This is a genomic window from Bradyrhizobium sp. SRS-191, from assembly GCF_024586915.1.
Lineage (GTDB): Bacteria > Pseudomonadota > Alphaproteobacteria > Rhizobiales > Xanthobacteraceae > Bradyrhizobium.
The window spans coordinates 380708-403605 of sequence record NZ_JANBVS010000001.1 but is presented as its reverse complement, the minus strand read 5'-3'; the positions used below and the strand labels follow the sequence as shown (position 1 = coordinate 403605).

Genomic DNA, 22898 nt, shown 5'->3' with positions numbered 1-22898 from the left:
TTGGATTTCGAGGGGGGCCGTTCCACGAAGATTAAGATCGTGTAACCCGGGTTGTGGCGATGCTGATCGGCTCCCAGCTATTTCATATGAAGCAATCAGATCTGTTCCGAGAAAACGCCGACAACTGTCTTCATCTCGCGGAGCGCGCCGAAGGTGATCCCGCGTTCCGCCGCTACAGGCGGATGGCCGAGGGCTGGCGTGCGCTGGCCGTCGAGCAGGACTGGCTCGACGGGGAGGCTGTGCCGATGCTCGAGCCCCGGGCGAAACCAACAGGCGAGTAGCGAGGCCAATGGAGGACTCAGTCATGACTCCCCGCACCATCCTCATCGCGCTGCTGACCGCGTTCAGCGTGGCGTCGGCGGTCGCAGCGGTGACGACCATCCGCCAGGTTCATACGGAAGCCTATTCGCTTCCGCAGCCCACCACCCATATTTGAACGGGAGGGCAGCCTTACGGCTGCCCGGAGCCTCCCGACGAGCCGTAGACCTGGCCATTGGCGTAGCTCGCGTCGGCGGCGGCAAGCTGCACGTAGATCGATCCCAGCTCGGCCGGCTGGCCCGGACGGCCGAGCGGCGTCTGGCCGCCGAACTTCTCCAGCTTCTCCATCGTCGCTCCGCCGGAGACCTGCAGCGGCGTCCAGATCGGACCGGGAGCCACCGCGTTGACGCGTATGCCCTTCGGACCGAGCTGCTTGGCCAGTGATTTGACGTAGTTCATCGTGGCGGCTTTGGTCTGTGCGTAGTCATACAGATCCGGCGAGGGATCATAGGCCTGCTCAGAGGAGGTGCCGATGATGACCGAGCCGGGCTTGAGGTGGGGCAGGGCGGCCTTGATGATCCAGAACGGTGCATAGACGTTCGTCTTCATGGTCGCGTCGAAATCGTCAGACGAGACGTCGAGAATCGATTGGCGCGCCTGCTGCCGTGCGGCGTTGTTGACGACGATGTCGAGACCGCCGAGCGCCTCGACCGCCTGCTGGACCAATTGCTGACAGAAGCGCTCGTCGCGCAGGTCGCCTGGAATGGCCACCGCCTTGCGGCCTTCGGCCTGGATCAGGGCGACGACCTCCTGGGCGTCCGGCTCCTCGGTCGGGTAATAGTTGATGGCGACATCAGCGCCTTCGCGGGCATAGGCGATCGCGGCCGCTCGTCCCATGCCGGAGTCGCCGCCCGTGATCAGCGCCTTGCGTCCCGTAAGCCGTCCGGATCCCTTGTAGCTGGTCTCGCCGTGATCGGGGCGTGGAGACATCTTGCTCGCGAGACCTGGCCACTCCTGGGATTGGCGTTCGAACGGCGGCTTCGGATATTTGTCGGTCGGGTCGACCAATCGTTCGGCGGTCCTGGAATCCTCGGCCATCGTTTCACGTCCTTTCGCTGCGGCTGTCGTCAATGAGGCGGCCGCGAGGGTCGCAGTGCCGCCGACCATCTGCCGGCGGGATATCGAAGATCTGCGATCGTCTGCCATACGCTTGCTCCGCTTGAGGGTGGTCGACAACGAGCGTGGGCGGCGAACGTTCGTACCGGTTATTCAAAAGAGGCCGGGGCCTTGTGACCGATTGGCTCAGGCGCGGCGTTCAGGGAACGAAAGCCGTTTGCCGGCGTCGTTTGGGCATGCGCAACATCAGCGGTGGGGCTGAGGCGTGCTGTCAGCCGCCGCGGAAGGGAGCATGGCCAGGACGATGCCGTTCTATCACTTTGATTTGACGAACAGCGAGCCGATCGCAAACGAGCGCTACGTCGAACTCCCGGGTGACGTCGAGGCGATGGACTCGGCCGACGTGATCGCGCGCCAGTTGGCCGCGGATCATCCGGAGCTGCGCAATCAGAACTACGCGGTGCTGGTGACCAATGAAGAGGGGGACGAGATCTGCCGCGTTCCGCTCGACGTCCTTCACTAGCTGAAATCGAACAGGAGATTCCAATGGCACAGCACGACCAGGGTATCGTCAGGACCGGACGCGGCGAGGAGCAGCCGGCCGACAAGGAGCGGGCGCAGCGCGTCCACCAGACGACCTCGCCCCAGTCGCCCACGCATGAGGCGACGCGCGATCCTGAAAGGCAGTATGGCATACGCCCGGCATCGAAGTGACGCGACAACAAGAGCGCGGAACGCCGGTGACCGCCCGCACGTTCCTCGTCTCAACCAACGGAGGCTGACAATGACATCCATGCTCGACACGTCCATGCTGGACCAGCGCGAATACGGCAATCTGATCGGCAGCGACAAGGTCGAAGGGACGGCCGTCTATGGCGCCGACGACAACAAGATCGGCACGATCGAGCGGGTGATGATCGACAAGATCAGCGGCCGCGTCTCCTACGCGGTGCTCGCCTTCGGCGGCTTTCTCGGGCTCGGCAACGAGCACTATCCGTTGCCGTGGCAGTCGCTGAAATACGACACCCGGCTCGGCGGCTATGTCACCGGCGTCACCGAGGACCAGCTTCGCGGCGCGCCGAAATATTCCGACGAGCGCGAGTGGGATTGGGGCGACCTCGCGACCGGCCGCAAGGTCGACGATTATTACGGCGTCAAGCTGGCCTAGCCGCAGGCGCGGCTCAGGCGGCCGGCGTCTGGACGGCGTTGTCGGACGCGGCCGCCATCATGCTGCGCCGGCTCGACAGCCAGATCGGAATCTCGCGATAGCAGGTGCCCTTCTCTGTCATCTCGGCAATGGTCCAGCGGCTGGGATGCCGCTCCTTGCCGACGAAGATCCAGTCATCGGCCGCCGGCGGCGGCTCGTTGGGCCGCGTGCGCAGCCATGCCGAACGGGCGCCCTTCGGCAAGCGATCCTGCTTCATCTGGTAGAGATCATAGACTGGCGAACGCATGACGCTACTCGTCCTCAACCAAGCGAAATCTTGACACTGCCGAGCGTCTCGCGCGGTCGCGGCGAAATTGTGGGAGCGGTGCGGCCAGGCTGTGCAAAAGCGCGATCAAGCCTGTGGTGGCGGCACTCGCCGTGATCTTCGCGTGACACTCGGGGAAGGCGACGCGCGGGGCGATCCATGACCCCGCGAGCCGGAGAGGACGACGATCGCGTCCGGCAATGAAGAGTCCGGCCGGTGATGCCGGCGGACCGATCAAATCAGAAGAAGGCGTAGCTGAGATCGAGACCGTAGGTCGAATGAAGGAAGAAGCCGAACGCCGTGGCGGCGCACAGCATCAGGATCGTCCGCAGCTTCTCGGAGTCGATGCGGGTCTCTTCGATGTGGGTCGGGAGAGCCTTTGTCAGGGTTGTCATTGTTGGACCTCTGTACGCGAAACGAAGACGGAGAGTGAGTGATGAAAGTATATCCGAGGCTATTAGAACCCATTCTGGGACGGCCATTTTGTAGGGTCCGAGAAGAGTTCTAATTATGAAAGTGGAACCCAGCATCGTGCAAAATTTGGGGCAAAGTTGAGGAAAGTAAAAGATCAGTTAAATAAATCTGAGGTTGACGAAAGTTGCGCTCAGTATTGTTGCACGTCACGGCTGCTGAATGAAATGGACAGGTTGTTGCGCCCGCGTACCGCACGTTCTTAAGCTTAATTGCTGCGTGGAAGCGCATTTGCGACGTCGCGCGCTCCGCATCGAGCCTGTCGCGCGGGCGGCAACGGTCGGGTTGCAAAAGCAACTCGAAGTATCGGGGCTGGTCATCTCGCCGCCGGCCGATATGTGGCGAAAGCTTAACGCCTGTGGCGGAGCCGCCTCGGACTCGCGGGGCATCGATGGCATGACCGGTATCATGTGGTCGACAGCCCCGGAAGATCGCCGGCGCAATCCCGCTGTGGATGCACATGTCAAACAACGGCCGCACAATCCTCGTCGCCCCAGCGCGGTGCCGCCGCGACAACAGCCGATGTCGGGCATCGGATATGACGAATATGTCACAAGCAAGCATCAACGTTCCCGCGGCCCCACAGGCCCAGGTCTTGTTGCAGAAACCCTCATCGAAGAAGAGGGCGCAGGGAATGCCGGGCGCTGGCCGCAACCCATGGCCCGCCTGCAGAAAAAAAAGCAGGCGGCAGTCACCACAGGTCGAGCCGGGCAAACCCGGCATTCCCTGCGCGGTGGTCTTAACGCTTATCTCGCGCTCTCCTCGGTGTCCGGCTATTTAGCCACCGTCGCCCCCGGGGATCATCATCACCCAAAGGCTTAGCGCCAGCGTCGGGGCGCCAGGACCACGCGTCTTCACGTCCGCCACCTGCCGTTCGTCCGCGCGCATCGAAGCACGCTGCGAAAGATGGCGGCCACCGCATCCCGCCCTCCACGTTCGTGACGATCGCGAAGCGTCCCTCTCACGAGGACGGGATGGCTGCATCATTTCCGAAAATCGGAAAAATAGCAAGCGAAATTTCTTGAAGGTTCGACCTGATCGCGCCGAGGCAGCTGACGTCGCTGGCAAAACGGGATCCTCAGTGGATGAGTTGCCCGGGGTGCTGGAGATCAACCCCGGCCTTTGAACGCGTGTTGCCGTCCTGCGGCGTCGCTGGGTGAGTCAGCTTCCGGCCTGTGCGCGACGAGGGCGCCGTCGATCATGAACCTTGCGGCGGTACTGCGCGTTCTCCCCGGCGGGGGTGGAGACATGCCTTCGCGGGGCCGCGAAGACGGGCTAGCCTCGAGTCTTTCCATGCCGTTCGGGACGATGAACATGACTTCGATGATCAGGGCTCTGGCGCGTCTGACCCTTCTCACCCTTGCCGCCAGCTGGAGCGCCGCCGCGCAGGCGGAGCCGGTGCGCTGGACCACCTACCGGATTCCGGAGACCGGCACCTCGGTCGACATTCCCGCCTCGATCTTCAGCGACACGGCCGGCCAGCCAGATGGCTACGGTCAGCGCTTCCAGACCTCCGACGGCCGCGCCAATCTGACGGTGCAGTCGGCCCCCAGCGACGGCGAATCGCCGGCCCGGTTCCTTGCCAGGAAGAACCCGCCGCCGAACATCCAGTACAAGCGCGTGACCTCGCGCTTCTTCGCGGTGTCGAGCTACAAGGGCGACTATGTCTGGTACAATCGCTGCAACTTCGCCGGCGGTTACGTGCACTGCGTGCTGATCAACTACCCCCGGGCCTGGGAGCGAGACTGGGACGGCATCGTCACGCGCATCAGCCTGTCGCTGAACCGGGGGTGAGCCTGGGAGCTGCGGCGCGAGGTGGGGTCCGGCCGGCGGGGACGCGCTGGCCGTTTGATCCAGCTCAATGAGACCGTCCGAGCTCGCTGCATAAGCTACGGCTTCATCCTGCCGTTAGCTGCACACGGGCTGTTCATGGCTGCCGCGTCGTTCACCGTCCGCGCCGAGAATCTCAACGCGATCGCCACCATCCGGTGCCGCAGCGCGCAGGACGCGCTGCTCACGGCCAATACCTATCTGCGGCTCGGCGCCGCCTGCGTGAGCATCCAGACGCCCGGCGGACAGAACATCAGCCCCGACCGGCTCGACGCGCTGATCAGTGACGGGCACGGCCGCAGCCTGTGACGGCTGACGCGCAGCGACGCCTCGGCCGCGACGGCGAGGATCTCGCCGGGGCGCGGGTGCTTCGCGGATGTGCGCCGTGGGATCAGGATGAGGAGGCTTCGATCCCCTCGTCGCGCAGCGCCGGGCTGCGGGCGATGTCCTCGATGTAAGGGCCGTACAGGACGTCCTGGCGACGCTGATAAAAGGTCACGACGGCCACGGCGGCAATGCAACAGATTGCGGTCAAAACAACCAATTCAAACATATCAAAGCTCCATCGCCACGACGTGGCGGATGAAGGCGCCGGCGTCAAATGGAAGCCGGCGTTAAGCTGAAGAGGAAAGCTTAATGCGGTGCGTGGCCTTTGCCGTTCTCGCGGCCAGGTGCGGCCGAGAGCCTGTGATCATTCCGCCCGGGGCGTGCGACCGGCGTCGAGCTCCGGATACATCGCCCGGCAGCTCAGGCAGTAGGATTCGAAAATGAAGCTCAGCAACGCGGTCATCGGCGTCCCCCTTGAGGTCAATGGAATGGAGCCAAGATGCCGGCGCCGTGTTTCAGGACGTTTTCGTCAGGAGCGGGAAATGGTTTCGACCGGCTCTTCCGAGCGTTTCGTGATGCATATGGCTCGGTGATCCCCTAGGGGCCTCATGTTCGAGACGCGCCGAAGCGGGCGCTCCTCACCATGAGGTTCTGGCACCCAAGGGGGTCCTGCACACCGACCATGAACACGCCGTGAGCCGCGTCCTCATGGAGAGGGTCTGACGCCGAGGGCGACGCTGCATGCAGACCCTGAGGCCGCTGTCGGGCTTCGACAACAACCTCATGGAGCAGCAAACTCGTGGAGTGGGTTGAGAACTCCGCCGCGAAACGGGCCTCGTCCTGAGGAGCCCGCCGGAGGCGGGCGTCTCGAACGACGAGTGGTGGCGCGCCGCCGGCCGCGAGCTTGACTCACAGGCAATAGCCCGCGGCTTACGATGCGCGGGCGTCCACGCTCCGGAACACGAAGTTGTTGCAATAGTCCTTGCGCTTCCAGAACCATTCGCCGTCGGCGCGCTGGTGAACCTCGGGATCGAACGCCGACAGCGGGAGCAGCCGGCCGCGGTCCAGGAATTCGCCGCGATAGCCGAGGCCGAGCAGCAGCGCGAAGGTCTGCTTCACGCGGTCGAGTGTGGCGAGGCGGCGGTCGCATTCGACCACGAGCAGCGGCCGGCAGCGGCGCAGGGTGCGCTCGGCGCCGCGCAGCACGTCGAGCTCGGCGCCTTCGACATCGATCTTGATCGCGGAGACATGTCCGGTGGCCGGCAGGTAATCGTCGAGCGCGACGGTCTGCACCGCGATCGGCTTCGACCGCTCGGCCGGCTCCAGCAGCGATGCCCCGGGCTGATGGCCCTCGGGCACGAACAGCGTCTTGCGGCTGGTGCAGGAATAGGCGGCCCGCGGCTCGATCACCACGTTGTCGAGCGCGAACTGGCTGCACAGCCGCGTCAGGCCGTGAGCCAGGTCCGGCTGCGGCTCGAAGGCGATGACCCGCCCGGGCGCGGACCATCGCGCCAGCCAATACAGGAAGCTGCCCTTGTTGGCGCCGACATCGCAGACGATATCGCCCGGCCGGATGTGGCGACGCAGCTCGGACAGCTCGGTCCGATGGTCGCGCAAGCGCGACCGCAGCAGCCGGACCAGAAACCGAGATGCTTCGTGCTTCGCCAAGACTGTCCCCCAAAGACTGGCTCTCAAGCCCATGTTGGTCCAGCAGCGAGATGTCTTGCCGGACCTGGACGCTGTCAGACATGAATGCGGCGGGCGGCGGCACCGTGGCGTCACGATGGCAAGGCGTGGCGAGTACGAGGCGACTGCGGGGGCGCGACACCACTGCGTCCGCGGCGACGACTCGTGATGAGCAGTGCGTACTCAACGATCCTGCCCGTTAGTGGCTCCGTCATGCCCGGGCTTGTCCCGGGCATCCACGTCGTTCTCAGCATACCGAACGACGTGGATGGCCGGGACGAGCCCGGCCATGACGACGTTGAGAGAGATGAACACAAAGCAGCGAGCGTCAAATGCGATCGCCTTGCGGCCCGTGTCATGGGGGCAGGCAGCACCAACACGTGATTGCGAGCAGCGAACGACTTCGGACTTCCAGGCCCGCATGAATGGACAGGACGCTTCTGAAATCGCGAACTCCCCCTTGTGCCGTCGGGCAAATCAGGTGTCTTATTCCACCCTGGCCTTGATCGTCGCCCGTCCGCGACGGTGCGCCGCAGCCGCCTTCCTCACATCATCATCCGAGTTCGACAACGCTGGTGTCCGCGGTTGCGGCTCGGCGCTGTCAGCGTTGCCGCGTCGGCCGGGAGCCGCGCCGCTGCCACGAGTCTTTGCCGGCTCCCAACTCCACTCGAGGACTTCATGGAAAAGATCGTCTCCGACAACAACTTCTCGACCTTTGCGGATGATACCCAGATCGTCGCCGTCAACGCCGCCGGCACGTCGGCCGCGACCGCGGCCGGCGTCAATGTGCCGAACAATTTCAGGCGCGTGATCATCGTGGCAAACCGGGTCGACGCCAGCAACTACGCGGTCGCGCTCGGGAGCGTCGCCATTCCCGGGCAGGAGGTCGAAATTCATCCTGTGGGCGGCGACATCGAGGTGTTCCCGAGCAGCATTCCGACCTTCAACCAGAACTTTCTCGACGGTTCGCCGTCCTTCGTGACAGCCCGCGGCGCCGCTCTTCGCGGCATCTCCAGTCCGTCAGTCGGGCTGAATGCGTGGTCGCGATTGGGATGACGACGCGGGGAGCTTAGAGCGGCCCTGGTCAAACTGAAAGCACTGGCCCGGCCTGCGGACAAGTCCGCGGGCCGGGGGGTCTCTATAGTTCGTCTTCCAACGAGCCTCAGTCAGCAGATTGGCGTCCCAGCAGCATTCACCCGGCAACCTATGGAGAGGACATCGTCACGCTACGCAAGAGGCGATCCGCATTTGTCTGCGCGCAAACTCGGAGGGATTGCCAAGCACAATCGAAGGCCGGCCTGTTCGCTGAGGCCGCCACGATCATCGATCTGGCTTTGCAGATCGCGAAGTCGACCGCTCAGAATAGCTATACGCGATCGATGAGTTGCGCCTCGAGGAACCGCAAAAGAGGGTGATGTCGGGAAGCGCATCGCCACCCGGTGGACGTCGTTCGAGGTGTCCTTCGTCGCCATCCCGGCGGATGCCGGCGCTCAGGTGCGCAGCACCGACGAAACCTTCCCATCATCAAGCGGGCTGCGACCGATGCCGCCGTGCGCCGTGCTGTCGAGGCCGAGCGCGCCCGCGTCACCGAGATCACCACGCTCGCCTTTCGCCACGGTGTGCCGGATCTGACATGTCCTCACGAAGTGGGGGTGGCCTTGAGTGTTGTTCCGAAGAGCGACACCTGCTTCCCAAGTTCGTCCCTCACTCGGTCGATCACGATATTCCAGTCGCGCTCGGCACCTTGCCTGAACAGGCGCATGGTTGGATACCATGGGGTGTCCTCGCGGTCGATCAGCCAACGATAGTCCGGTGTAAAGGGCAGCAACGTCCAGGTCGTCCGACCGAGGCCGCCGGCAAGGTGTGCAACGCTGGTATCGACCGTGACAACCACATCGAGGCACGAAGTGAGTGCCGCAGTATCGACAAAGCTGGCGAGATGTGGCGTCAAATCAACGATCTTCGTACGGGCGAGCGTCTCCCGGTCGTTCTCTCGTAGATCCTTCTGCAAGCTCACGAAAGTTGCATCGAGGTCCAGAAGTTGCTGCATGACCCGCAGCGACATCGACCGGTTGAGGTCGTTGCAATGTTTCGGATTGCCCGACCAGACCACTCCCACCCGCAGCTTGTCATGTGCGCCGAGGCGTTCGTCCCAAGTGCTAACCAGCTCAGGCGAAGGGGCGGGCAGATATGATCGTGCTGCAGGGATGCTATCAAGGCGGGTCCGGAATGCCATTGGAAGGCTGGAGATAGGACAATGGAAGTCGAAGCTCGGCACCGGGTCCGACTTCGACAGGCATTGTGCGACACCGTCCAGGCCAGATAGCAGCGACCTCAATTCCTTTTGGACGACCAGGACGACTCGGGCGCCGAGCCTTGCGACCATAGGCGCATAACGGGCAAACTGGATCGCATCACCGAGTCCTTCGTCTGCGTACAGAACAATCGTCTTGCCATCGAGCGGCGCGCTCCCATCCCAACGTGGCCGTCCGAACGTCGGATAGCGGGGTGCGACCGACGGAAGATCGAAGCGCGCCTCGCGTCCTCTCCAGCCAGCTTCGAAATTGCCCATGAGCATCTGCAGGAGCGCAAAGTCCCAAATCGCCTCAGGGTTCTTCCCGTCGATCTGCTGCAGCCTCTCGAACGCCTCGGCGGCTTCACCGAAGCGGTTGAGCTGGAAAAGTGAGAGAGCCTTGTTATGAATGGCCTGGGCGAAGTCGGGCTGGACTTCGATCGCTCGATCGAACCATTCCAAGGACTCGGTGTAACGTCCAAGCTTCATGAGATCGTAGCCGATACCATTTCCGATCTCAGGATCGTTCGGCTGAAGCTCGTCCGCCCGCAGATTGTCCCGCAAGGCTTCTGCGTGCCTGCCAAGACCATCAAGGGCAAGCGCCCGCAATCGAAGGGTCGGCGAATGCTCGGGCTGAAGGTTGTTGGAGACATCGAGGAAGGCAACGGCGTCCTCGAGTTGCCTAGTCTCGCGCAAAATCCCGCCGGCCTTGAAAGCCGCACTCGCGCGGATCGGATCCAACTCCAACGTACGCCTGAAACACAACACCGCGTCCAAGGCTCTCCCGACCGCGATGAGCGCGTCACCGAGATCGCTCCAGAGTGCCGCATCATTCGGCCTCAGCTGCACCGCCTTGTCGAATGCATTCACGGCGTCGTCGCAGCGACCGGCATTCAGGAGTGCGATACCAAGCGTTGTCAGGTATTCAGGCTTCGGATCTAGCCGAATGGCGCGAATGGCCCATTCGACGGCATGATCGAATTGATCGGCGTTACAGCAAACCTGCGCCATCAAGTTCAAGGGCTCGGGATCGTCGGGGGCGCCCTCAATAGCTCGCCGGCACGACATCTCGGCGCCGAGAAGGTCTCCCGCGCGCAAGGAAGTTATCACTGAAGTCTTCAGATCAACGATGTTCGGAGCGATGGCTTTGGACTTCGCCTTGCTGACCACCCTGCGCTCACGACGATTCATGGCCCTACCGGTCGGAATTCCACTGCCGTCTCTTAGCGCCGATATGGCAAATTTTGCGTAAACTTGCGGTTGAGTTGAGTGCGGATTGCGAAAGTCGACCTTTTGGCCCAGCCTTTGGCGGGCGGTCCTATGCTCAGAGCCGCCGATCCGTCCTCGGTCAGCCGTCTGATGATTGCAGGTCTGACAGCCGTGCCGGAGAGGGGGGCCCCTTAGGCTTGCGCAGGTGCGGGGACGTTCGATCGAGGGGAAGGGAGGTCGACGATCGCATTCGGATCGGTGGTCAGGGCGCCGTAGACGTTGGTGTGTCCTCAAACGGGCGAACGCGCGTCGCACAAGCCGACGTGGCGATCCCAGCAGGACTCGAACCTGCAACCCGCGGAGTAGAAATCCGCTACTCTATCCAGTTGAGCTATGGGACCGTCGTCGCGACGTGAACGGCAAGGACGTGAACGGACGACGCGTGAACGGACCTATCGGCCGGTTCACGGGATCGGTGCCGGCGGGCGGGGGGCCGGCCGGCGCGGAATCCATAGCACGGGTCATATGAAAAATCTTTGGTTTCGCCAAGAGTGAGCGAACCGGATCCACGGGCGGCGCGACCAAGCGGAGGCGGGGGAGGGCGTTTGCGCCGTTTTCCGCGTCGGTGGCGCCGGATGAACGGCGGCCGCGGGCCTTGCCGGGTTGCCATGGGCTGTGAATTGCCGTTGATGAACCAAATTTTACGGCCGCGCCCGGCCGCCGAGGGCCGCCACCCGCTATGCTGGCCGCCACAACCTTTGCCATCAGTCCGTCACCATTTCGCGTCCATTCTGACAACGAATCGGCCAAACACGGACGGCGTCCCCGCGGGGCGATCCGTCCCCGAGATCGTCTCCAACACCGCCTCGAGAACCGTCCAAGGAGCTGTCCCATGATCGGTCTGGTTCGCGCCGCCGCCGTCTGCGCCGTGATGGCGTTCGGTCTTCTCTCCGCCGGATCGAGCGCGTTGGCCGCCGAGAAGGCGTTCAAGCGCGACGACCTCGCGGACGCCGCCATCAAGCTGGAGGCGCAGATCAAGAGCGAGGCGGGGGCGGTGAACAAGCCGCTGGCGACCTTGCGCACCGATGCCGACGCGGCGCTGCGTCGGAACGATTTGCGCACCGGCTTGCAGATCCTCGGGCAGATCGCGACCGCGGCGCCGGAGGATTCCGGCAACTGGCTGCGGCTGGCGCGCACCGTGCTCACCCAGATCCGGCCCTTCAACGCATCTGAGCAGACCTTCCTGCTGGAGCGCGCCTCGACGGCGGCCTACATCGCCTATCAGCGCGCCGGCAATGCCGGCGAGGAGGCCGATGCGCTCGCGGTGCTCGGCAAGACCATGGCGGAGCGCAAGCTGTGGCGGCCGGCGCTGGATACGCTGCGGATGTCGCTCGACCTGCGCGAGGTCGCCGATATCAGAGGGCAGTATGAGCGGATGCGCGACGAGCACGGCTTCAAGCTGCTCGACTACACCGTGGATTCGGACTCGGCGAGCCCGCGCGCCTGCTTCCAGTTCTCCGAGGATCTCGCCAAGCGCACCGACTTCTCGCCCTTCGTGGCGCAGGCCGGCAACGACAAGCCGGCGCTGACCTCCGAGGACAAGCAGCTCTGCGTCGAGGGCCTCAAGCATGGCGAGCGCTACAATATCAATCTGCGCGCCGGGCTGCCCTCGGGCGTCAAGGAAAGCCTGCCGAGATCGGCCGAGTTCAACATCTATGTCCGCGACCGCAAGCCGTTCGTGCGCTTCACCGGCAAGGCCTATGTGCTGCCGCGCACGGGGCAGAAGGGCATTCCGCTGGTCAGCGTCAACACGCCCGCGGTCAACATCAACGTGTTCCGGATCGGCGACCGCAACCTGATCAACACCGTCATCGACAGCGACTTCCAGCGGCCGTTGTCGAGCTACCAGCTCAGCGATCTCGGCGACCAGCGCGGCATGAAGGTGTGGAGCGGCGAGCTCTCGACCGCAATGACCCTGAACCAGGATGTCACCACCGCCTTCCCGGTCGACCAGGCGCTCAGCGACATGCAGCCCGGCGTCTATGTGATGACGGCGGCGCCGAAGGGCTCGGCCAGCGGCAACAGCGATGAGGACAGCGGCCAGCTCGCCACGCAATGGTTCATCGTCTCCGATCTCGGCCTCGCCGCGTTCTCCGGCAATGACGGCATCCATGTGTTCGTGAACTCGCTGGCGTCGACCGATCCGGTGGCGCGCGCCGAGGTACGGCTGGTGGCGCGCAACAACGAGATCCTGGCGACGCGCAAGACCGACGAGGCCGGCCATGTGCTGTTCGAGTCGGGGCTCGCGCGCGGCGAGGGCGGGCTGTCGCCGGCGATGCTGACGGTGTCGGGCGAGAAGGCCGACTATGCCTTCCTCAGCCTGAAGACCTCCGCCTTCGACCTGTCGGATCGCGGCGTCGCCGGGCGCGAAGCGCCGGCCGGGCCGGATGCCTTCGTCTATTCCGAGCGCGGCGTCTATCGCTCCAGCGAGACCGTCTATCTCACCGCGCTGCTGCGCGACGCCCGGGGCAATGCCATGACCGGCACGCCGTTGACGCTGGTGGTCGAGCGCCCCGACGGCGTCGAGTTCCGCCGCGCCGTGCTGCCCGACCAGGGCGCCGGCGGGCGTTCGCTGAGCGTGGCGCTGAATTCGGCGGTGCCGACCGGCACCTACCGCGTCCGCGCCTTCACCGATCCCAAGGGGGCGGCGGTCGGCGAGACCACCTTCATGGTCGAGGATTACGTCCCCGAGCGGCTGGAATTCGACCTGTCGTCCAAGGACAAGCAGATCAAGGCTGAGACTCCGGTGGAGGTGAAGGTGGACGGCCATTTCCTCTATGGCGCGCCGGCATCGAGCCTGCAGCTCGAGGGCGACCTGCTGGTGACGACCGCGTCCGAGCGGCCGGGCTTTCCGGGCTATCAGTTCGGCGTCGCCGACGAGCAGAGCGCCTCCAACGAGCGCACGCCGATCGAGGGGCTGCCCGAGACCGACGACAAGGGCGCGGCGACCTTCCCGGTCAGCCTGCCGAAGCCGCCGTCATCGAGCCGGCCGCAGGAGGCGCAGATCTATGTGCGCATGGCCGAGACCGGCGGCCGCGCGGTCGAGCGCAAGCTGGTGCTGCCCGTCGCGCCGAACGCGGCGCAGATCGGCATCAAGCCGTCATTCTCGGGCAAGAGCGTCGGCGAGGGCGACAAGGCGGAGTTCGACGTTGTGTTCGTCTCGCCGGAGGGCAAGACGCTGGCGCGCAATGGACTGCGCTATGAGCTCCTGAAGATCGAGTCGCGCTATCAGTGGTACCGGCAGAACTCCTATTGGGAGTACGAGCCGGTGAAGTCGACCAAGCGCGTCGGCGACGGCGACGTCACGATCGCAGCGAACAAGCCGGCGCGGCTGAGCTTCCAGCCGGAGGCGGGGCGCTATCGGCTCGACGTCAAGTCGGCGGATGCGGATGGTCCGGTAACCTCGCTCCAGTTCGATGTCGGCTGGTACACCGAGGGCAGCGCCGATACGCCTGATTTGCTGGAGACGTCGCTCGACAAGCCGCAATACCAGTCGGGCGACACCATGGTCGTCACGGTGAATGCGCGCACCGCCGGCAAGCTCACGGTCAACGTGCTCGGCGACCGGCTGCTGACGACGCAGACCACCGAGGTCAAGGAAGGCACCAACCAGGTCAAGCTTTCGGTCGGCAAGGACTGGGGCACGGGCGCCTATGTCGTGACGACGCTCCGGCGTCCGCTCGATGCGGCCGCGCAGCGCATGCCTGGCCGGGCGCTCGGGGTCGCCTGGTTCGGGATCGACAAATCGGTCCGGACCTTGAACGTGGCCTTGAGCCCGCCGGCGCTGGTGCGGCCGGGCTCGGCGTTGAAGATCCCGGTCAAGATCGGCGGGCTCAATCCCGGCGAGGACGCCAAGATCGTCATCGCGGCGGTCGATGTCGGCATTCTCAATCTCACCAACTACAAGCCGCCGGCGCCGGACGACTACTATCTCGGCCAGCGCCAGCTCTCGGCCGAGATCCGCGACCTCTATGGGCAGCTGATCGACGGCATGCAGGGCTCGCGCGGCCAGATCCGCTCCGGCGGTGACAGCGGAGGCGCCGAGCTGCAGGGCTCGCCGCCGACGCAGAAGCCGCTGGCGCTGTATTCGGGCATCGTGACCGTCGGTCCCGACGGCACCGCGGAGGTCAGCTTCGACATTCCGGAGTTTGCGGGCACCGCGCGCGTGATGGCGGTGGCGTGGAGCGCGACCAAGGTCGGTCGCGCCAATGTCGACGTCACTGTGCGCGATCCCGTGGTGCTGACCGCGACCTTGCCGCGCTTCCTGCTGAGTGGTGATCGCGGCACGCTGTCCTTCGATGTCGACAATGTCGAGGGCGCGCCCGGCGACTATGTCGTGGCCGTCAAGGCGAGTGGCCCCGTCAAGGTGTCCGGCAATGCCAATGTGACGTTGAAGCTCGCGGCCAAGCAGCGGGGGTCGTCGACCCTGCCGCTCGATGCCAGCGGCACCGGCACGGCGCAGCTCGACGTCGACATCAAGGGACCGAACGGACTGGCGCTGGCGCGGCACTATCAGCTCGACGTCAAGCCGGCGACGCAGGTGCTGGCGCGGCGCTCGATCCGCAAGTTGGCGAAGGGCGAGAGCCTGACGCTGACGTCTGACATGTTCAGTGATCTCGTGGCGGGCACCGGCACGGTGTCGCTGTCGGCGGGACTGTCGACCGCGCTCGACGCGGCGACGATCCTCAAGGCGCTCGACCGCTATCCGCATGGTTGCTCGGAGCAGATCACCAGCCGCGCGATGCCGCTGCTCTATGTCAACGAGCTCGCCGCGGGCGCGCATCTGGCGATGGATACCGAGGTCGACCAGCGCATCCGCGACTCCATCGATCGGCTTCTTGCTCGTCAGGGCTCGAACGGCTCGTTCGGACTGTGGTCGGCCGGCGGCGACGATCCCTGGCTCGATGCCTATGTGACGGACTTCCTGACCCGCGCCCGCGAAAAGGGGTTTGCCGTGCCGGACGTGCTGTTCAAGAGCGCTCTCGACCGCGTCAGGAACTCGGTGGTCAATGCCGAGGAGCCGGAGAAGACCGGCGGCCGCGATCTCGCTTATGGCCTCTACGTGCTGGCACGCAATGGCGCGGCGCCGATCGGCGATCTGCGCTATCTCGCCGACACCAAGCTCGGCAATTTGGCGACGCCGATCGCCAAGGCGCAGCTCGCAGCGGCGCTGGCGCTGGTCGGTGACCGCGCCCGCGCCGAGCGGGTCTATGGCGCTGCGGCCGACAGCCTCGCGCCGAAGCCGGTGCTGGTATTCGGCCGCACCGACTACGGCTCGGACCTGCGCGATGCGGCGGCGCTGGTGTCGCTGGCGGGCGAGGGCAACGCGCCGCGCGCGACCTTGACGCAGGCCGTCGCGCGCGTCGAGGCGGCGCGCGGGCTGACGCCGTATACGTCCACGCAGGAGAATGCGTGGATGGTGCTGGCGGCGCGCGCGCTCGCCAAGGAGACCCTGGTGCTCGACGTCAACGGCCAAGCGGTGAAGCAGGCGCTGTACCGCAGCTACAAGGCCGCGGAGCTCTCCGGCCAGCCGCTGAAGATCACCAACACCGGCGACGCGCCGGTGCAGGCGGTGGTCTCGGTGTCCGGCTCGCCGCTGACGCCCGAGCCGGCGGCCTCCAACGGCTTCAAGATCGAGCGCAGCTACTACACGCTCGACGGCAAGCCGGCGGATATCAAGATCGCGAAGCAGAACGACCGCTTCGCCGTCGTCCTGAAAGTCACCGAGGCTAAGCCGGAATACGGGCACATCATGGTGTCGGACTATCTGCCGGCGGGGCTCGAGATCGACAATCCGCGCCTGGTGTCGTCGGGTGACAGCGGCACGCTGGATTGGATCGAGGACGGCCAGGAGCCTGTGAATACCGAGTTCCGCGACGACCGCTTCACCACCGCACTGGACCGCGCCGCGGATTCCAAGGCCGTGTTCACCGTGGCTTACGTCGTGCGCGCGGTGTCGCCCGGCAAATACGTGCTGCCGCAGGCCTATGTCGAGGACATGTACAATCCCTCGCGCTATGGTCGGACCGGGACAGGAGCCGTGGAGGTCCGCGCGGCGAAATGAGCGAGGGTGGAACGAGCGATCGTGAGTTAGGCGGAGCGGCGGAGCTACAAACGCCGTCCTGCCCGGGCTCGACCCGGGCATCCACGCTCGCTTCGCGCGCGCTGCACGACGTGGATGGCCGGGACAAGCCCGGCCATGACGGGAGGAGAGGGCGCGTCGTAAAACGTCTAGCGGCATTTGCGCTCCTGCTGATCTTGGTCGTGGCGACTGCACTCACCGCCTACACGATCTGGCTCGGTCCGCTGCCGCTCCAAGAAGCCAAGGCCGTCTCCACCACCGTGGTCGACCGCCACGGCAAGCTGCTGCGCGCCTATGCGATGGCGGACGGACGGTGGCGGCTGCCGGTCAGCGCCAGGAAGGACGTCGATCCGACCTATCTGAAGCTGCTGTTCGCCTATGAGGACCAGCGCTTCTACGACCATCACGGTGTCGATCCGCGCGCGCTGGCCCGCGCCGCGATCCAGCTCGGCTCGCACGGCCACATCGTCTCCGGCGGCTCGACGATCACGATGCAGCTGGCGCGGCTGCTCGAGCCGCGGCGGCAGCGCTCGCTGCATGCGAAGCTGCGGCAGATCGTGCGCGCGCTCGAGCTCGAACAGAAGCTGAGCAAGGACGAGATCCTCGATCTCTATCTGACGCTCGCGCCCTATGGCGGCAATCTCGAAGGCATCCGCTCAGCCTCGATCGCCTATTTCGGCAAGGAGCCGAAACGGCTGTCGCTGGCGGAAGCCGCGCTGCTGGTGGCGCTGCCGCAGTCGCCGGAGACGCGCAGGCTTGACCGGCATCCGGAGGCCGCGCGCCGCGGCCGCGACCGGGTGCTCGACCGCATGGTCTCGGAGAACGTCATCTCCGCCGACGAGGCCGCACAGGCCAAGGCGCAACCCGTCCCGGCCTTCCGCAAGCCGATGCCGATCCTGGCGCCGCATGCCGCCGACCAGGCCACGGCGGTCGTGAAGGACCAGCCGATCATCCGGCTGACACTCGATTCCTCCTTGCAGAAAGTATTGGAGCCATTGGCGCGCGACCGCGCCGTGGCGCTGGGGCCAAACGTCTCGGTCGGCATCATCGTGATCGACAATGAGAGCGGCGACGTGCTCGCCCATATCGGCTCGGCCGATTATTTCGACGAGAGGCGGGCAGGGCAGGTCGACATGACCCGCGCGGTGCGCTCGCCCGGCTCGACCCTGAAGCCTTTTATCTACGGCCTCGCCTTCGAGGACGGCTTCGTGCATCCGGAGAGCCTGATCGAGGACCGTCCGGTGCGCTTCGGTTCCTACGCGCCGGAGAATTTCGACATGACGTTCCAGGGCACGGTGCCGGTGCGCAAGGCGCTGCAGCTGTCGCTGAACGTACCGGCGATCGTGCTGCTCGACCGCGTCGGCGCCAGCCGGCTGTCGTCGCGGCTGAAGCAGGCCGGGGGCAACCTGATTCTGCCGAAGGACGAAGCACCCGGCCTTGCCATGGGCCTCGGCGGCGTCGGCGTGACCCTGCAGGACCTCTCGCAGCTCTATGCGGGCTTCCCGCGCCTTGGGACAACCAGGCCGCTGCGCGAGATCGTGACCGCGGATGAGAAGGACGATGCCCGGGAGCCGATGCGGCTGATGGATCCGGCGGCCGCCTGGCAGGTCGGCAACGTGCTGCTCGGCACGCCGCCGCCGGAAAACGCCGCGCGCAACCGCATCGCCTTCAAGACCGGCACCAGCTACGGCTATCGTGACGCCTGGTCGATCGGCTTCGACGGCCGTGTCACGATCGGCGTCTGGGTCGGCCGTCCCGACGGCGCGCCGGTGCCCGGCCTGATCGGCCGCGTCTCTGCGGCGCCGATCCTGTTCGACGCGTTCGCGCGCTCGGGCAAGCTGCCCGCCGCCTTGCCGAAGCCGCCCAAGGGGGCGCTTGTCGCCAGCAATTCAAAGTTGCCGCTGCCGCTGCGCCGGTTCCGTCCGATCGGCGAACTCGTGCGCACGGGCGCAGAGCAGGCGCCTCACATCCAGTTCCCGCTGAATGGCTCGCGCATCGACGTCGACCGCTCGGCCGGACCTGAGGCCTCGGTGATGCCGGTGAAGGTCTCCGGCGGCGTGCTGCCGCTGACCATGATGGTCAACGGCCTCCCGGTCGGCGAGATCGACAGCCGGCGCCAGCGCCTGATCGATCCGCCCGGACCGGGCTTTGCCCGCCTCACCGTGATCGATGCCACGGGCGCTGCGGACACAGTTGTGGTCAGAATCCAGTGACCGTTCGCTAAGCGGTTGTCGACATGGTGGTTTCAGCGTATTCGGAACCCCATGGTCGAGACCTATGCCCGCCCCCGTTTTGGAGAGCCGCGCGAGCCGAAGAACCTGGTGAATCCGGGCAATCGGCTGGTGCGGATGATCGATGCCGTCACCGTGAGTCATGCCAGGGCGGTCGCGTTCCTGCTCGTCTGCGGCCTGCTGCTGTTCCTGCCCGGCTTCTTCACCATTCCGCCTGTCGATCGCGACGAGGCGCGCTTCGCGCAGGCGACCAAGCAGATGGTCGAGAGCGGTGATTACGTCGATATCCGTTTCCAGGACGACGTGCGCTACAAGAAACCGGTCGGCATCTACTGGTTGCAATCGGCTGCCGTTGAGACCGCCTCGGCCATCGGGCTGCCGCGGGCGCAGCTGCGCATCTGGGTCTATCGCATTCCCTCGCTGATCGGCGCCATCGGCGCGGTGCTGCTGACCTATTGGACGGCGCTCGCCTTCGTCACCCGGCGCGGCGCGGTGTTCGCCGCACTCCTGATGTGCTGCTCGGTGTTGCTCGGCGTCGAGGCGCGGCTTGCCAAGACCGATGCGATGCTGCTGTTCACCGTGGTCGCCGCGATGGGCGCGCTGGCGCGCGTCTATCTGTCCTGGCAGCGCGGCGAGGATCCCGAGCATCCGCCGTGGGGACCGCCGGCGATGTTCTGGACGGCGCTCGCCGTCGGCATCCTGATCAAGGGCCCTCTGATCCTGATGTTTGCGGGCCTCACGATCATCGCGCTCGCGATCATGGATCGCGGCGCTGGGTGGCTGTGGCGCCTGCGCCCCGTCTGGGGTTTGATGTGGATGCTCGTGCTGGTGCTGCCCTGGTTCGTGCTGATCTTCCTGCGCGCCGGCGACACCTTTTTTGCCGACTCCGTCGGCGGCGACATGCTGAGCAAGATCGGCGCGCAGGAGTCGCATGGCGCGCCTCCCGGACTGTATCTGCTGCTGCTGTTCATCACCTTCTGGCCGGGCGCGCCGCTGGCCGCGATGGCCGCTCCCGCCGTGTGGCGGGCACGGCGCGAGCCGGGCGCGCAGTTCCTGCTGGCCTGGCTGCTGCCGTCCTGGATCGTGTTCGAGGCGGTGCTGACCAAGCTGCCGCATTACGTGCTGCCGCTGTATCCGGCGATCGCGATCCTCACCGTCGGCGCGCTGGAGCGGCGTGTGCTGTCGCGCTCCTGGCTGCGCCGCGGGGCTGCCTGGTGGTTCGCGATTCCCGCAATTACCTCAGTCGTCGCCGTGATCGGCGCCATCGTTGTCACCCACCAGCCGGTTTTCCTGGCCTGGCCTTTCGTGGCGGCGTCGCTGATCTTCGGCCTGTTCGCCTGGTGGCTCTACGACGATGGCCGCGCCGAGCGCTCGTTGCTGAATGCCGCCGTGGCGGCGATGTTCCTGGCGTTTGTGGTCTATGGCGCAGTGCTGCCGGCGCTGACGCCGCTGTTCCCGAGCGCGGAGATCGCACGCGCCTTGCGCAACGTCGTCTGCGTCGGACCGAAGGCGGCGGCGGCCGGCTTCCACGAGCCCAGCCTCGTCTTCATGACGGGAACGTCGACGCAGCTGACCGACGGCTCCGGTGCCGCCGACTTCCTCAGCCAGGGCACCTGCCGCTTCGCCCTGGTCGAGCAGCGCACGGAGCGTGCCTTCGTGCAGCGGGCCGAGGCCATTGGTCTGCGCTACAATGTCGCCCGGCGCATCGACGGCTACAATATCTCGCAGGGCCGCACGGTCTCGATCGCGATCTATCGTTCGGAGGGCACCGAATAAATGCTGGCCCCCGATAGCCCATCGTCTTCGTCAGGCTATTTCTCCCAGCTCGCGCTGGTCGCGAAATTCTCGCTCGGCCGGCTGGTGCGCCGGCCGCAGACGGCGCCTGATGCCGCGAGCCGGCAGCGTCTGTGGCGCGGGCTTCTCCTGGTCGGCGCGATCGGCCTCGGCGCGATCCTGGTGCTGATGGTTGGCTTCGACGCCTACGAGATCGGCTTGATGCCCGCGCGCGGCACGCCGAGCCTGTGGCCGGTGCGGATCATCACGGAGTTCGGCCAGGATGAATATGTCCTCGGTCTTCTTGCGGCGGGCGTCGTCGTGACCATCCTGATCGCGCCGCTATGGCCCGAGGCGACGCGCAGCCGGCTGCTGAACTTCGCGACGCATGTTCAGTATTTCTTCTTCGCGGTGCTGACCTCGGTGCTCGCGGCCCAGGTGCTGAAATACATCATCGGCCGCGGCCGGCCCTTCGTCGGCGGCAAGGCGAACGCCTTCAACTTCGACCCGTTCAACGGTACGCCGGCTTACTTCAGCATGCCCTCGGCTCACGCCGTGACCGCCTTCGCGCTGGCCTTCGCCGTCGCTGCGGTCTGGCCGCGGCTGCGGATTCCCATGTTCATCTACGCCGTCCTCATCGCGCTGAGCCGGCTGGTGCTGCTGGCCCATCATCCGAGCGACGTCGTCGCCGGTGCCGTCGTCGGCCTCGGCTGTGCCATGCTGGTGCGCTACTGGTTCGCAGCACGACGGCTCGGCTTCCGCCTGTCGAAGGATGGTGGGATCGTACCGCGCTAGGGGGTTGCGAGAGGGGCCCAAGCCCCATAATAAGCCCCCGCCGCAGTGCCGGGCATGAACCGGCCGATCACGCCATCACGAGTCCCGATCTTGTCGACCGAAACCCCCGTTGCCGTCTCCATCGTCGTTCCCGTGCGCAACGAGGCCGGCAACATCACGCCGCTGATCACCGAGATCGCGGCCGCGCTCGACGGTCTTTGGCCGTACGAGATCATCTACGTCAATGATGGTTCGACCGACGACACTGCACAGCGGCTTGCCGACGAGATGGCACGGCGGCCGAACCTGCGTGTCCTGCGCCACGAGAAGTCGTCTGGGCAATCCGCGGCAGTCCGAAGCGGCATCCGCGCCGCGCGCGGCGGCATGGTCGCCACGCTCGACGGCGACGGCCAGAACAATCCCGCTTTCCTGCCCGACCTGCTTGCCGCGCTCGAGAAGGGTGGCGCTGGCGTCGGTCTTGTTGCGGGCCAGCGCGTCGGCCGCAAGGACACCGGCTTCAAGAAGCTGCAGTCACGGATTGCCAACAAGATCCGAAATGCGGTGCTGAAGGATGGCACGCGCGACACCGGCTGCGGCCTCAAGGCCGTGCGCCGCGACGTGTTCCTGATGATGCCGTATTTCGATGGTCTGCACCGCTTCCTGCCGGCGCTGGTGCGGCGTGAGGGCTACGACATCGCCTATATCGACGTGATCGATCGCCCGCGACATTCGGGCATCTCCAACTACGGCTTCTTCGACCGGCTCTGGATCGGAATCATGGATCTCGCCGGCGTGTGGTGGCTGATCCGCCGCAAGAAGCCGACGCCGGTCGCGATCGAGGTGACATGATGCTGATTCAATTTGGGCAGGCGTTCAGCAATTATCTCTACGACATCTTCATCGCCAAGTTCGATTTCTGGCTGGTGTTCGGTCTCGCCGCGCAACTCGCCTTTGCGGCGCGCTTCCTGGTGCAGTGGATCGCCAGCGAGCGCGCGGGCAAGAGCGTCGTGCCGCTCGCCTTCTGGTTCTTCTCGATCGGCGGTGGGCTGATGACGCTGATCTATGGCCTGGTCAAGCGCGAGCCGGTCATCATCTTCGGCCAGCTGCTGTCGAACGTCATCTACGTCCGCAACGTCATGCTGATCTTCAAGAACCGCCAGCGGGAATCCCAGACGCTGAGCAATTGAGCGCCATGGCGCTTAGACTAGATTCGCGGTCGACGAGCACAGACGCCAGGGGACTACGCGCGCCACACCGATCGTCATTCCGGGGCAAGGCCGCAGGCCTTGAACCCGGAATCTTGAGATTGGCTTGCG

General features: G+C 65.4%; 23 protein-coding genes and 1 tRNA gene. 16 read left to right on the top strand and 8 right to left on the bottom strand.

Annotation, left to right across the window (positions count from 1 at the left end; genetic code table 11):
• The first annotated feature begins 86 nt into the window (after positions 1 to 86).
• Positions 87 to 281, top strand: a complete 195-nt coding sequence (locus NLR35_RS02050; RefSeq protein WP_257165225.1) for a hypothetical protein — start codon at positions 87 to 89, stop codon at positions 279 to 281.
• Positions 282 to 304: 23 nt separating this feature from the next.
• Positions 305 to 436 carry a hypothetical protein gene (locus NLR35_RS02045; protein WP_257164888.1) on the top strand — a complete coding sequence of 44 codons (132 nt, stop codon included), beginning with the start codon at positions 305 to 307 and terminating at the stop codon, positions 434 to 436.
• A 14-nt stretch (positions 437 to 450) separates the two neighbouring features.
• On the opposite strand, the gene NLR35_RS02040 is transcribed toward NLR35_RS02045, so the two are convergent.
• Positions 451 to 1464, bottom strand: a complete 1014-nt coding sequence (locus NLR35_RS02040; RefSeq protein ID WP_306577193.1) for an SDR family oxidoreductase — start codon at positions 1462 to 1464, stop codon at positions 451 to 453.
• 202 nt (positions 1465 to 1666) lie between these two features.
• Here NLR35_RS02040 and NLR35_RS02035 point away from each other — a divergent pair, with 202 nt between their 5' ends.
• The 3 genes from NLR35_RS02035 to NLR35_RS02025 all read left to right on the top strand — a co-directional run bounded on the left by NLR35_RS02035 (position 1667) and on the right by NLR35_RS02025 (position 2542).
• Positions 1667 to 1897 carry a DUF6894 family protein gene (locus tag NLR35_RS02035; protein WP_257164886.1) on the top strand — a complete coding sequence of 77 codons (231 nt, stop codon included), beginning with the start codon at positions 1667 to 1669 and terminating at the stop codon, positions 1895 to 1897.
• Positions 1898 to 1920: 23 nt separating this feature from the next.
• Positions 1921 to 2088 carry a hypothetical protein gene (locus tag NLR35_RS02030; protein ID WP_257164885.1) on the top strand — a complete coding sequence of 56 codons (168 nt, stop codon included), beginning with the start codon at positions 1921 to 1923 and terminating at the stop codon, positions 2086 to 2088.
• 79 nt (positions 2089 to 2167) lie between these two features.
• A complete protein-coding gene (locus NLR35_RS02025; RefSeq protein WP_257165224.1) occupies positions 2168 to 2542 on the top strand; it encodes a PRC-barrel domain-containing protein in 375 nt (124 codons plus the stop codon).
• 13 nt (positions 2543 to 2555) lie between these two features.
• On the opposite strand, the gene NLR35_RS02020 is transcribed toward NLR35_RS02025, so the two are convergent.
• Positions 2556 to 2828, bottom strand: coding sequence for a hypothetical protein (locus NLR35_RS02020; RefSeq protein ID WP_257164884.1), 273 nt, complete (start codon positions 2826 to 2828; stop codon positions 2556 to 2558).
• 257 nt (positions 2829 to 3085) lie between these two features.
• Positions 3086 to 3241: a hypothetical protein gene (locus NLR35_RS02015; RefSeq protein ID WP_006613581.1), complete on the bottom strand. Its 156-nt coding sequence runs from the start codon at positions 3239 to 3241 to the stop codon at positions 3086 to 3088.
• A gap of 295 nt (positions 3242 to 3536) precedes the next feature.
• On the opposite strand from NLR35_RS02015, the gene NLR35_RS02010 reads away from it, so the two are divergent.
• From NLR35_RS02010 to NLR35_RS02000, 3 genes are all read left to right on the top strand, one after another.
• Entirely contained in the window at positions 3537 to 4139 is a 603-nt protein-coding gene (locus tag NLR35_RS02010) for a hypothetical protein (protein WP_257164883.1), read from the top strand.
• A 492-nt stretch (positions 4140 to 4631) separates the two neighbouring features.
• Positions 4632 to 5111: a hypothetical protein gene (locus tag NLR35_RS02005; protein WP_257164882.1), complete on the top strand. Its 480-nt coding sequence runs from the start codon at positions 4632 to 4634 to the stop codon at positions 5109 to 5111.
• 135 nt (positions 5112 to 5246) lie between these two features.
• Complete coding sequence (locus tag NLR35_RS02000) at positions 5247 to 5456, top strand: hypothetical protein (RefSeq protein WP_257164881.1); 210 nt, start codon at positions 5247 to 5249, stop codon at positions 5454 to 5456.
• Positions 5457 to 5538: 82 nt separating this feature from the next.
• Here NLR35_RS02000 and NLR35_RS01995 read toward each other — a convergent pair whose 3' ends face one another.
• On the bottom strand, positions 5539 to 5700 hold the full coding sequence (locus tag NLR35_RS01995; RefSeq protein ID WP_257164880.1) for a hypothetical protein: 162 nt from the start codon (positions 5698 to 5700) through the stop codon (positions 5539 to 5541).
• Between the two features lie 214 nt (positions 5701 to 5914).
• Between NLR35_RS01995 and NLR35_RS01990 the strand changes: the two genes are divergently transcribed.
• On the top strand, positions 5915 to 6067 hold the full coding sequence (locus tag NLR35_RS01990; protein WP_257164879.1) for a hypothetical protein: 153 nt from the start codon (positions 5915 to 5917) through the stop codon (positions 6065 to 6067).
• A gap of 337 nt (positions 6068 to 6404) precedes the next feature.
• Here NLR35_RS01990 and NLR35_RS01985 read toward each other — a convergent pair whose 3' ends face one another.
• Positions 6405 to 7142, bottom strand: coding sequence for an FkbM family methyltransferase (locus NLR35_RS01985; protein ID WP_257164878.1), 738 nt, complete (start codon positions 7140 to 7142; stop codon positions 6405 to 6407).
• 696 nt (positions 7143 to 7838) lie between these two features.
• Here NLR35_RS01985 and NLR35_RS01980 point away from each other — a divergent pair.
• Positions 7839 to 8216, top strand: a complete 378-nt coding sequence (locus NLR35_RS01980; RefSeq protein WP_257164877.1) for a hypothetical protein — start codon at positions 7839 to 7841, stop codon at positions 8214 to 8216.
• A gap of 434 nt (positions 8217 to 8650) precedes the next feature.
• Here NLR35_RS01980 and NLR35_RS01975 read toward each other — a convergent pair whose 3' ends face one another.
• The 3 genes from NLR35_RS01975 to NLR35_RS01965 form a co-directional block, all read right to left on the bottom strand.
• Complete coding sequence (locus NLR35_RS01975) at positions 8651 to 8776, bottom strand: hypothetical protein (protein ID WP_257164876.1); 126 nt, start codon at positions 8774 to 8776, stop codon at positions 8651 to 8653.
• A 23-nt stretch (positions 8777 to 8799) separates the two neighbouring features.
• The gene (locus NLR35_RS01970; protein ID WP_257164875.1) at positions 8800 to 10644 is read right to left on the bottom strand and encodes a tetratricopeptide repeat protein; all 1845 of its coding nucleotides are present in this window, start codon (positions 10642 to 10644) and stop codon (positions 8800 to 8802) included.
• A 342-nt stretch (positions 10645 to 10986) separates the two neighbouring features.
• Positions 10987 to 11063: transfer RNA gene (locus NLR35_RS01965), tRNA-Arg, on the bottom strand.
• 491 nt (positions 11064 to 11554) lie between these two features.
• Between NLR35_RS01965 and NLR35_RS01960 the strand changes: the two genes are divergently transcribed.
• The 6 genes from NLR35_RS01960 (at position 11555) to NLR35_RS01935 (ending at position 22769) form a co-directional block, all read left to right on the top strand.
• Entirely contained in the window at positions 11555 to 16786 is a 5232-nt protein-coding gene (locus tag NLR35_RS01960; RefSeq protein WP_257164874.1) for an alpha-2-macroglobulin, read from the top strand.
• Positions 16783 to 19017: a penicillin-binding protein 1C gene (gene pbpC, locus NLR35_RS01955; RefSeq protein WP_257164873.1), complete on the top strand. Its 2235-nt coding sequence runs from the start codon at positions 16783 to 16785 to the stop codon at positions 19015 to 19017. The genes NLR35_RS01960 and pbpC overlap by 4 nt, the downstream gene beginning before the upstream one ends.
• A gap of 51 nt (positions 19018 to 19068) precedes the next feature.
• On the top strand, positions 19069 to 20811 hold the full coding sequence (locus tag NLR35_RS01950) for a glycosyltransferase family 39 protein (RefSeq protein ID WP_257164872.1): 1743 nt from the start codon (positions 19069 to 19071) through the stop codon (positions 20809 to 20811).
• Positions 20812 to 21603, top strand: a complete 792-nt coding sequence (locus NLR35_RS01945; RefSeq protein WP_257164871.1) for a phosphatase PAP2 family protein — start codon at positions 20812 to 20814, stop codon at positions 21601 to 21603. It begins immediately after the preceding gene.
• A gap of 90 nt (positions 21604 to 21693) precedes the next feature.
• Positions 21694 to 22431, top strand: a complete 738-nt coding sequence (locus NLR35_RS01940) for a glycosyltransferase family 2 protein (RefSeq protein ID WP_257164870.1) — start codon at positions 21694 to 21696, stop codon at positions 22429 to 22431.
• Entirely contained in the window at positions 22431 to 22769 is a 339-nt protein-coding gene (locus NLR35_RS01935; RefSeq protein ID WP_041757593.1) for a lipid-A-disaccharide synthase N-terminal domain-containing protein, read from the top strand. The genes NLR35_RS01940 and NLR35_RS01935 overlap by 1 nt, the downstream gene beginning before the upstream one ends.
• The last annotated feature ends 129 nt before the right edge of the window (positions 22770 to 22898 follow it).

Bases quoted from the DNA above. Each gene is read 5' to 3' on its own strand.
- NLR35_RS02050 (WP_257165225.1), top strand. From the start codon at position 87: ATGAAGCAATCAGATCTGTTCCGAGAAAACGCCGACAACTGTCTTCAT.
- NLR35_RS02045 (WP_257164888.1), top strand. From the start codon at position 305: ATGACTCCCCGCACCATCCTCATCGCGCTGCTGACCGCGTTCAGCGTG.
- NLR35_RS02040 (WP_306577193.1), bottom strand. From the start codon at position 1,464: ATGGCAGACGATCGCAGATCTTCGATATCCCGCCGGCAGATGGTCGGC.
- NLR35_RS02035 (WP_257164886.1), top strand. From the start codon at position 1,667: ATGGCCAGGACGATGCCGTTCTATCACTTTGATTTGACGAACAGCGAG.
- NLR35_RS02030 (WP_257164885.1), top strand. From the start codon at position 1,921: ATGGCACAGCACGACCAGGGTATCGTCAGGACCGGACGCGGCGAGGAG.
- NLR35_RS02025 (WP_257165224.1), top strand. From the start codon at position 2,168: ATGCTCGACACGTCCATGCTGGACCAGCGCGAATACGGCAATCTGATC.
- NLR35_RS02020 (WP_257164884.1), bottom strand. From the start codon at position 2,828: ATGCGTTCGCCAGTCTATGATCTCTACCAGATGAAGCAGGATCGCTTG.
- NLR35_RS02015 (WP_006613581.1), bottom strand. From the start codon at position 3,241: ATGACAACCCTGACAAAGGCTCTCCCGACCCACATCGAAGAGACCCGC.
- NLR35_RS02005 (WP_257164882.1), top strand. From the start codon at position 4,632: ATGACTTCGATGATCAGGGCTCTGGCGCGTCTGACCCTTCTCACCCTT.
- NLR35_RS02000 (WP_257164881.1), top strand. From the start codon at position 5,247: ATGGCTGCCGCGTCGTTCACCGTCCGCGCCGAGAATCTCAACGCGATC.
- NLR35_RS01995 (WP_257164880.1), bottom strand. From the start codon at position 5,700: ATGTTTGAATTGGTTGTTTTGACCGCAATCTGTTGCATTGCCGCCGTG.
- NLR35_RS01990 (WP_257164879.1), top strand. From the start codon at position 5,915: ATGAAGCTCAGCAACGCGGTCATCGGCGTCCCCCTTGAGGTCAATGGA.
- NLR35_RS01980 (WP_257164877.1), top strand. From the start codon at position 7,839: ATGGAAAAGATCGTCTCCGACAACAACTTCTCGACCTTTGCGGATGAT.
- NLR35_RS01970 (WP_257164875.1), bottom strand. From the start codon at position 10,644: ATGAATCGTCGTGAGCGCAGGGTGGTCAGCAAGGCGAAGTCCAAAGCC.
- NLR35_RS01960 (WP_257164874.1), top strand. From the start codon at position 11,555: ATGATCGGTCTGGTTCGCGCCGCCGCCGTCTGCGCCGTGATGGCGTTC.
- pbpC (WP_257164873.1), top strand. From the start codon at position 16,783: ATGAGCGAGGGTGGAACGAGCGATCGTGAGTTAGGCGGAGCGGCGGAG.
- NLR35_RS01950 (WP_257164872.1), top strand. From the start codon at position 19,069: ATGGTCGAGACCTATGCCCGCCCCCGTTTTGGAGAGCCGCGCGAGCCG.
- NLR35_RS01945 (WP_257164871.1), top strand. From the start codon at position 20,812: ATGCTGGCCCCCGATAGCCCATCGTCTTCGTCAGGCTATTTCTCCCAG.
- NLR35_RS01935 (WP_041757593.1), top strand. From the start codon at position 22,431: ATGCTGATTCAATTTGGGCAGGCGTTCAGCAATTATCTCTACGACATC.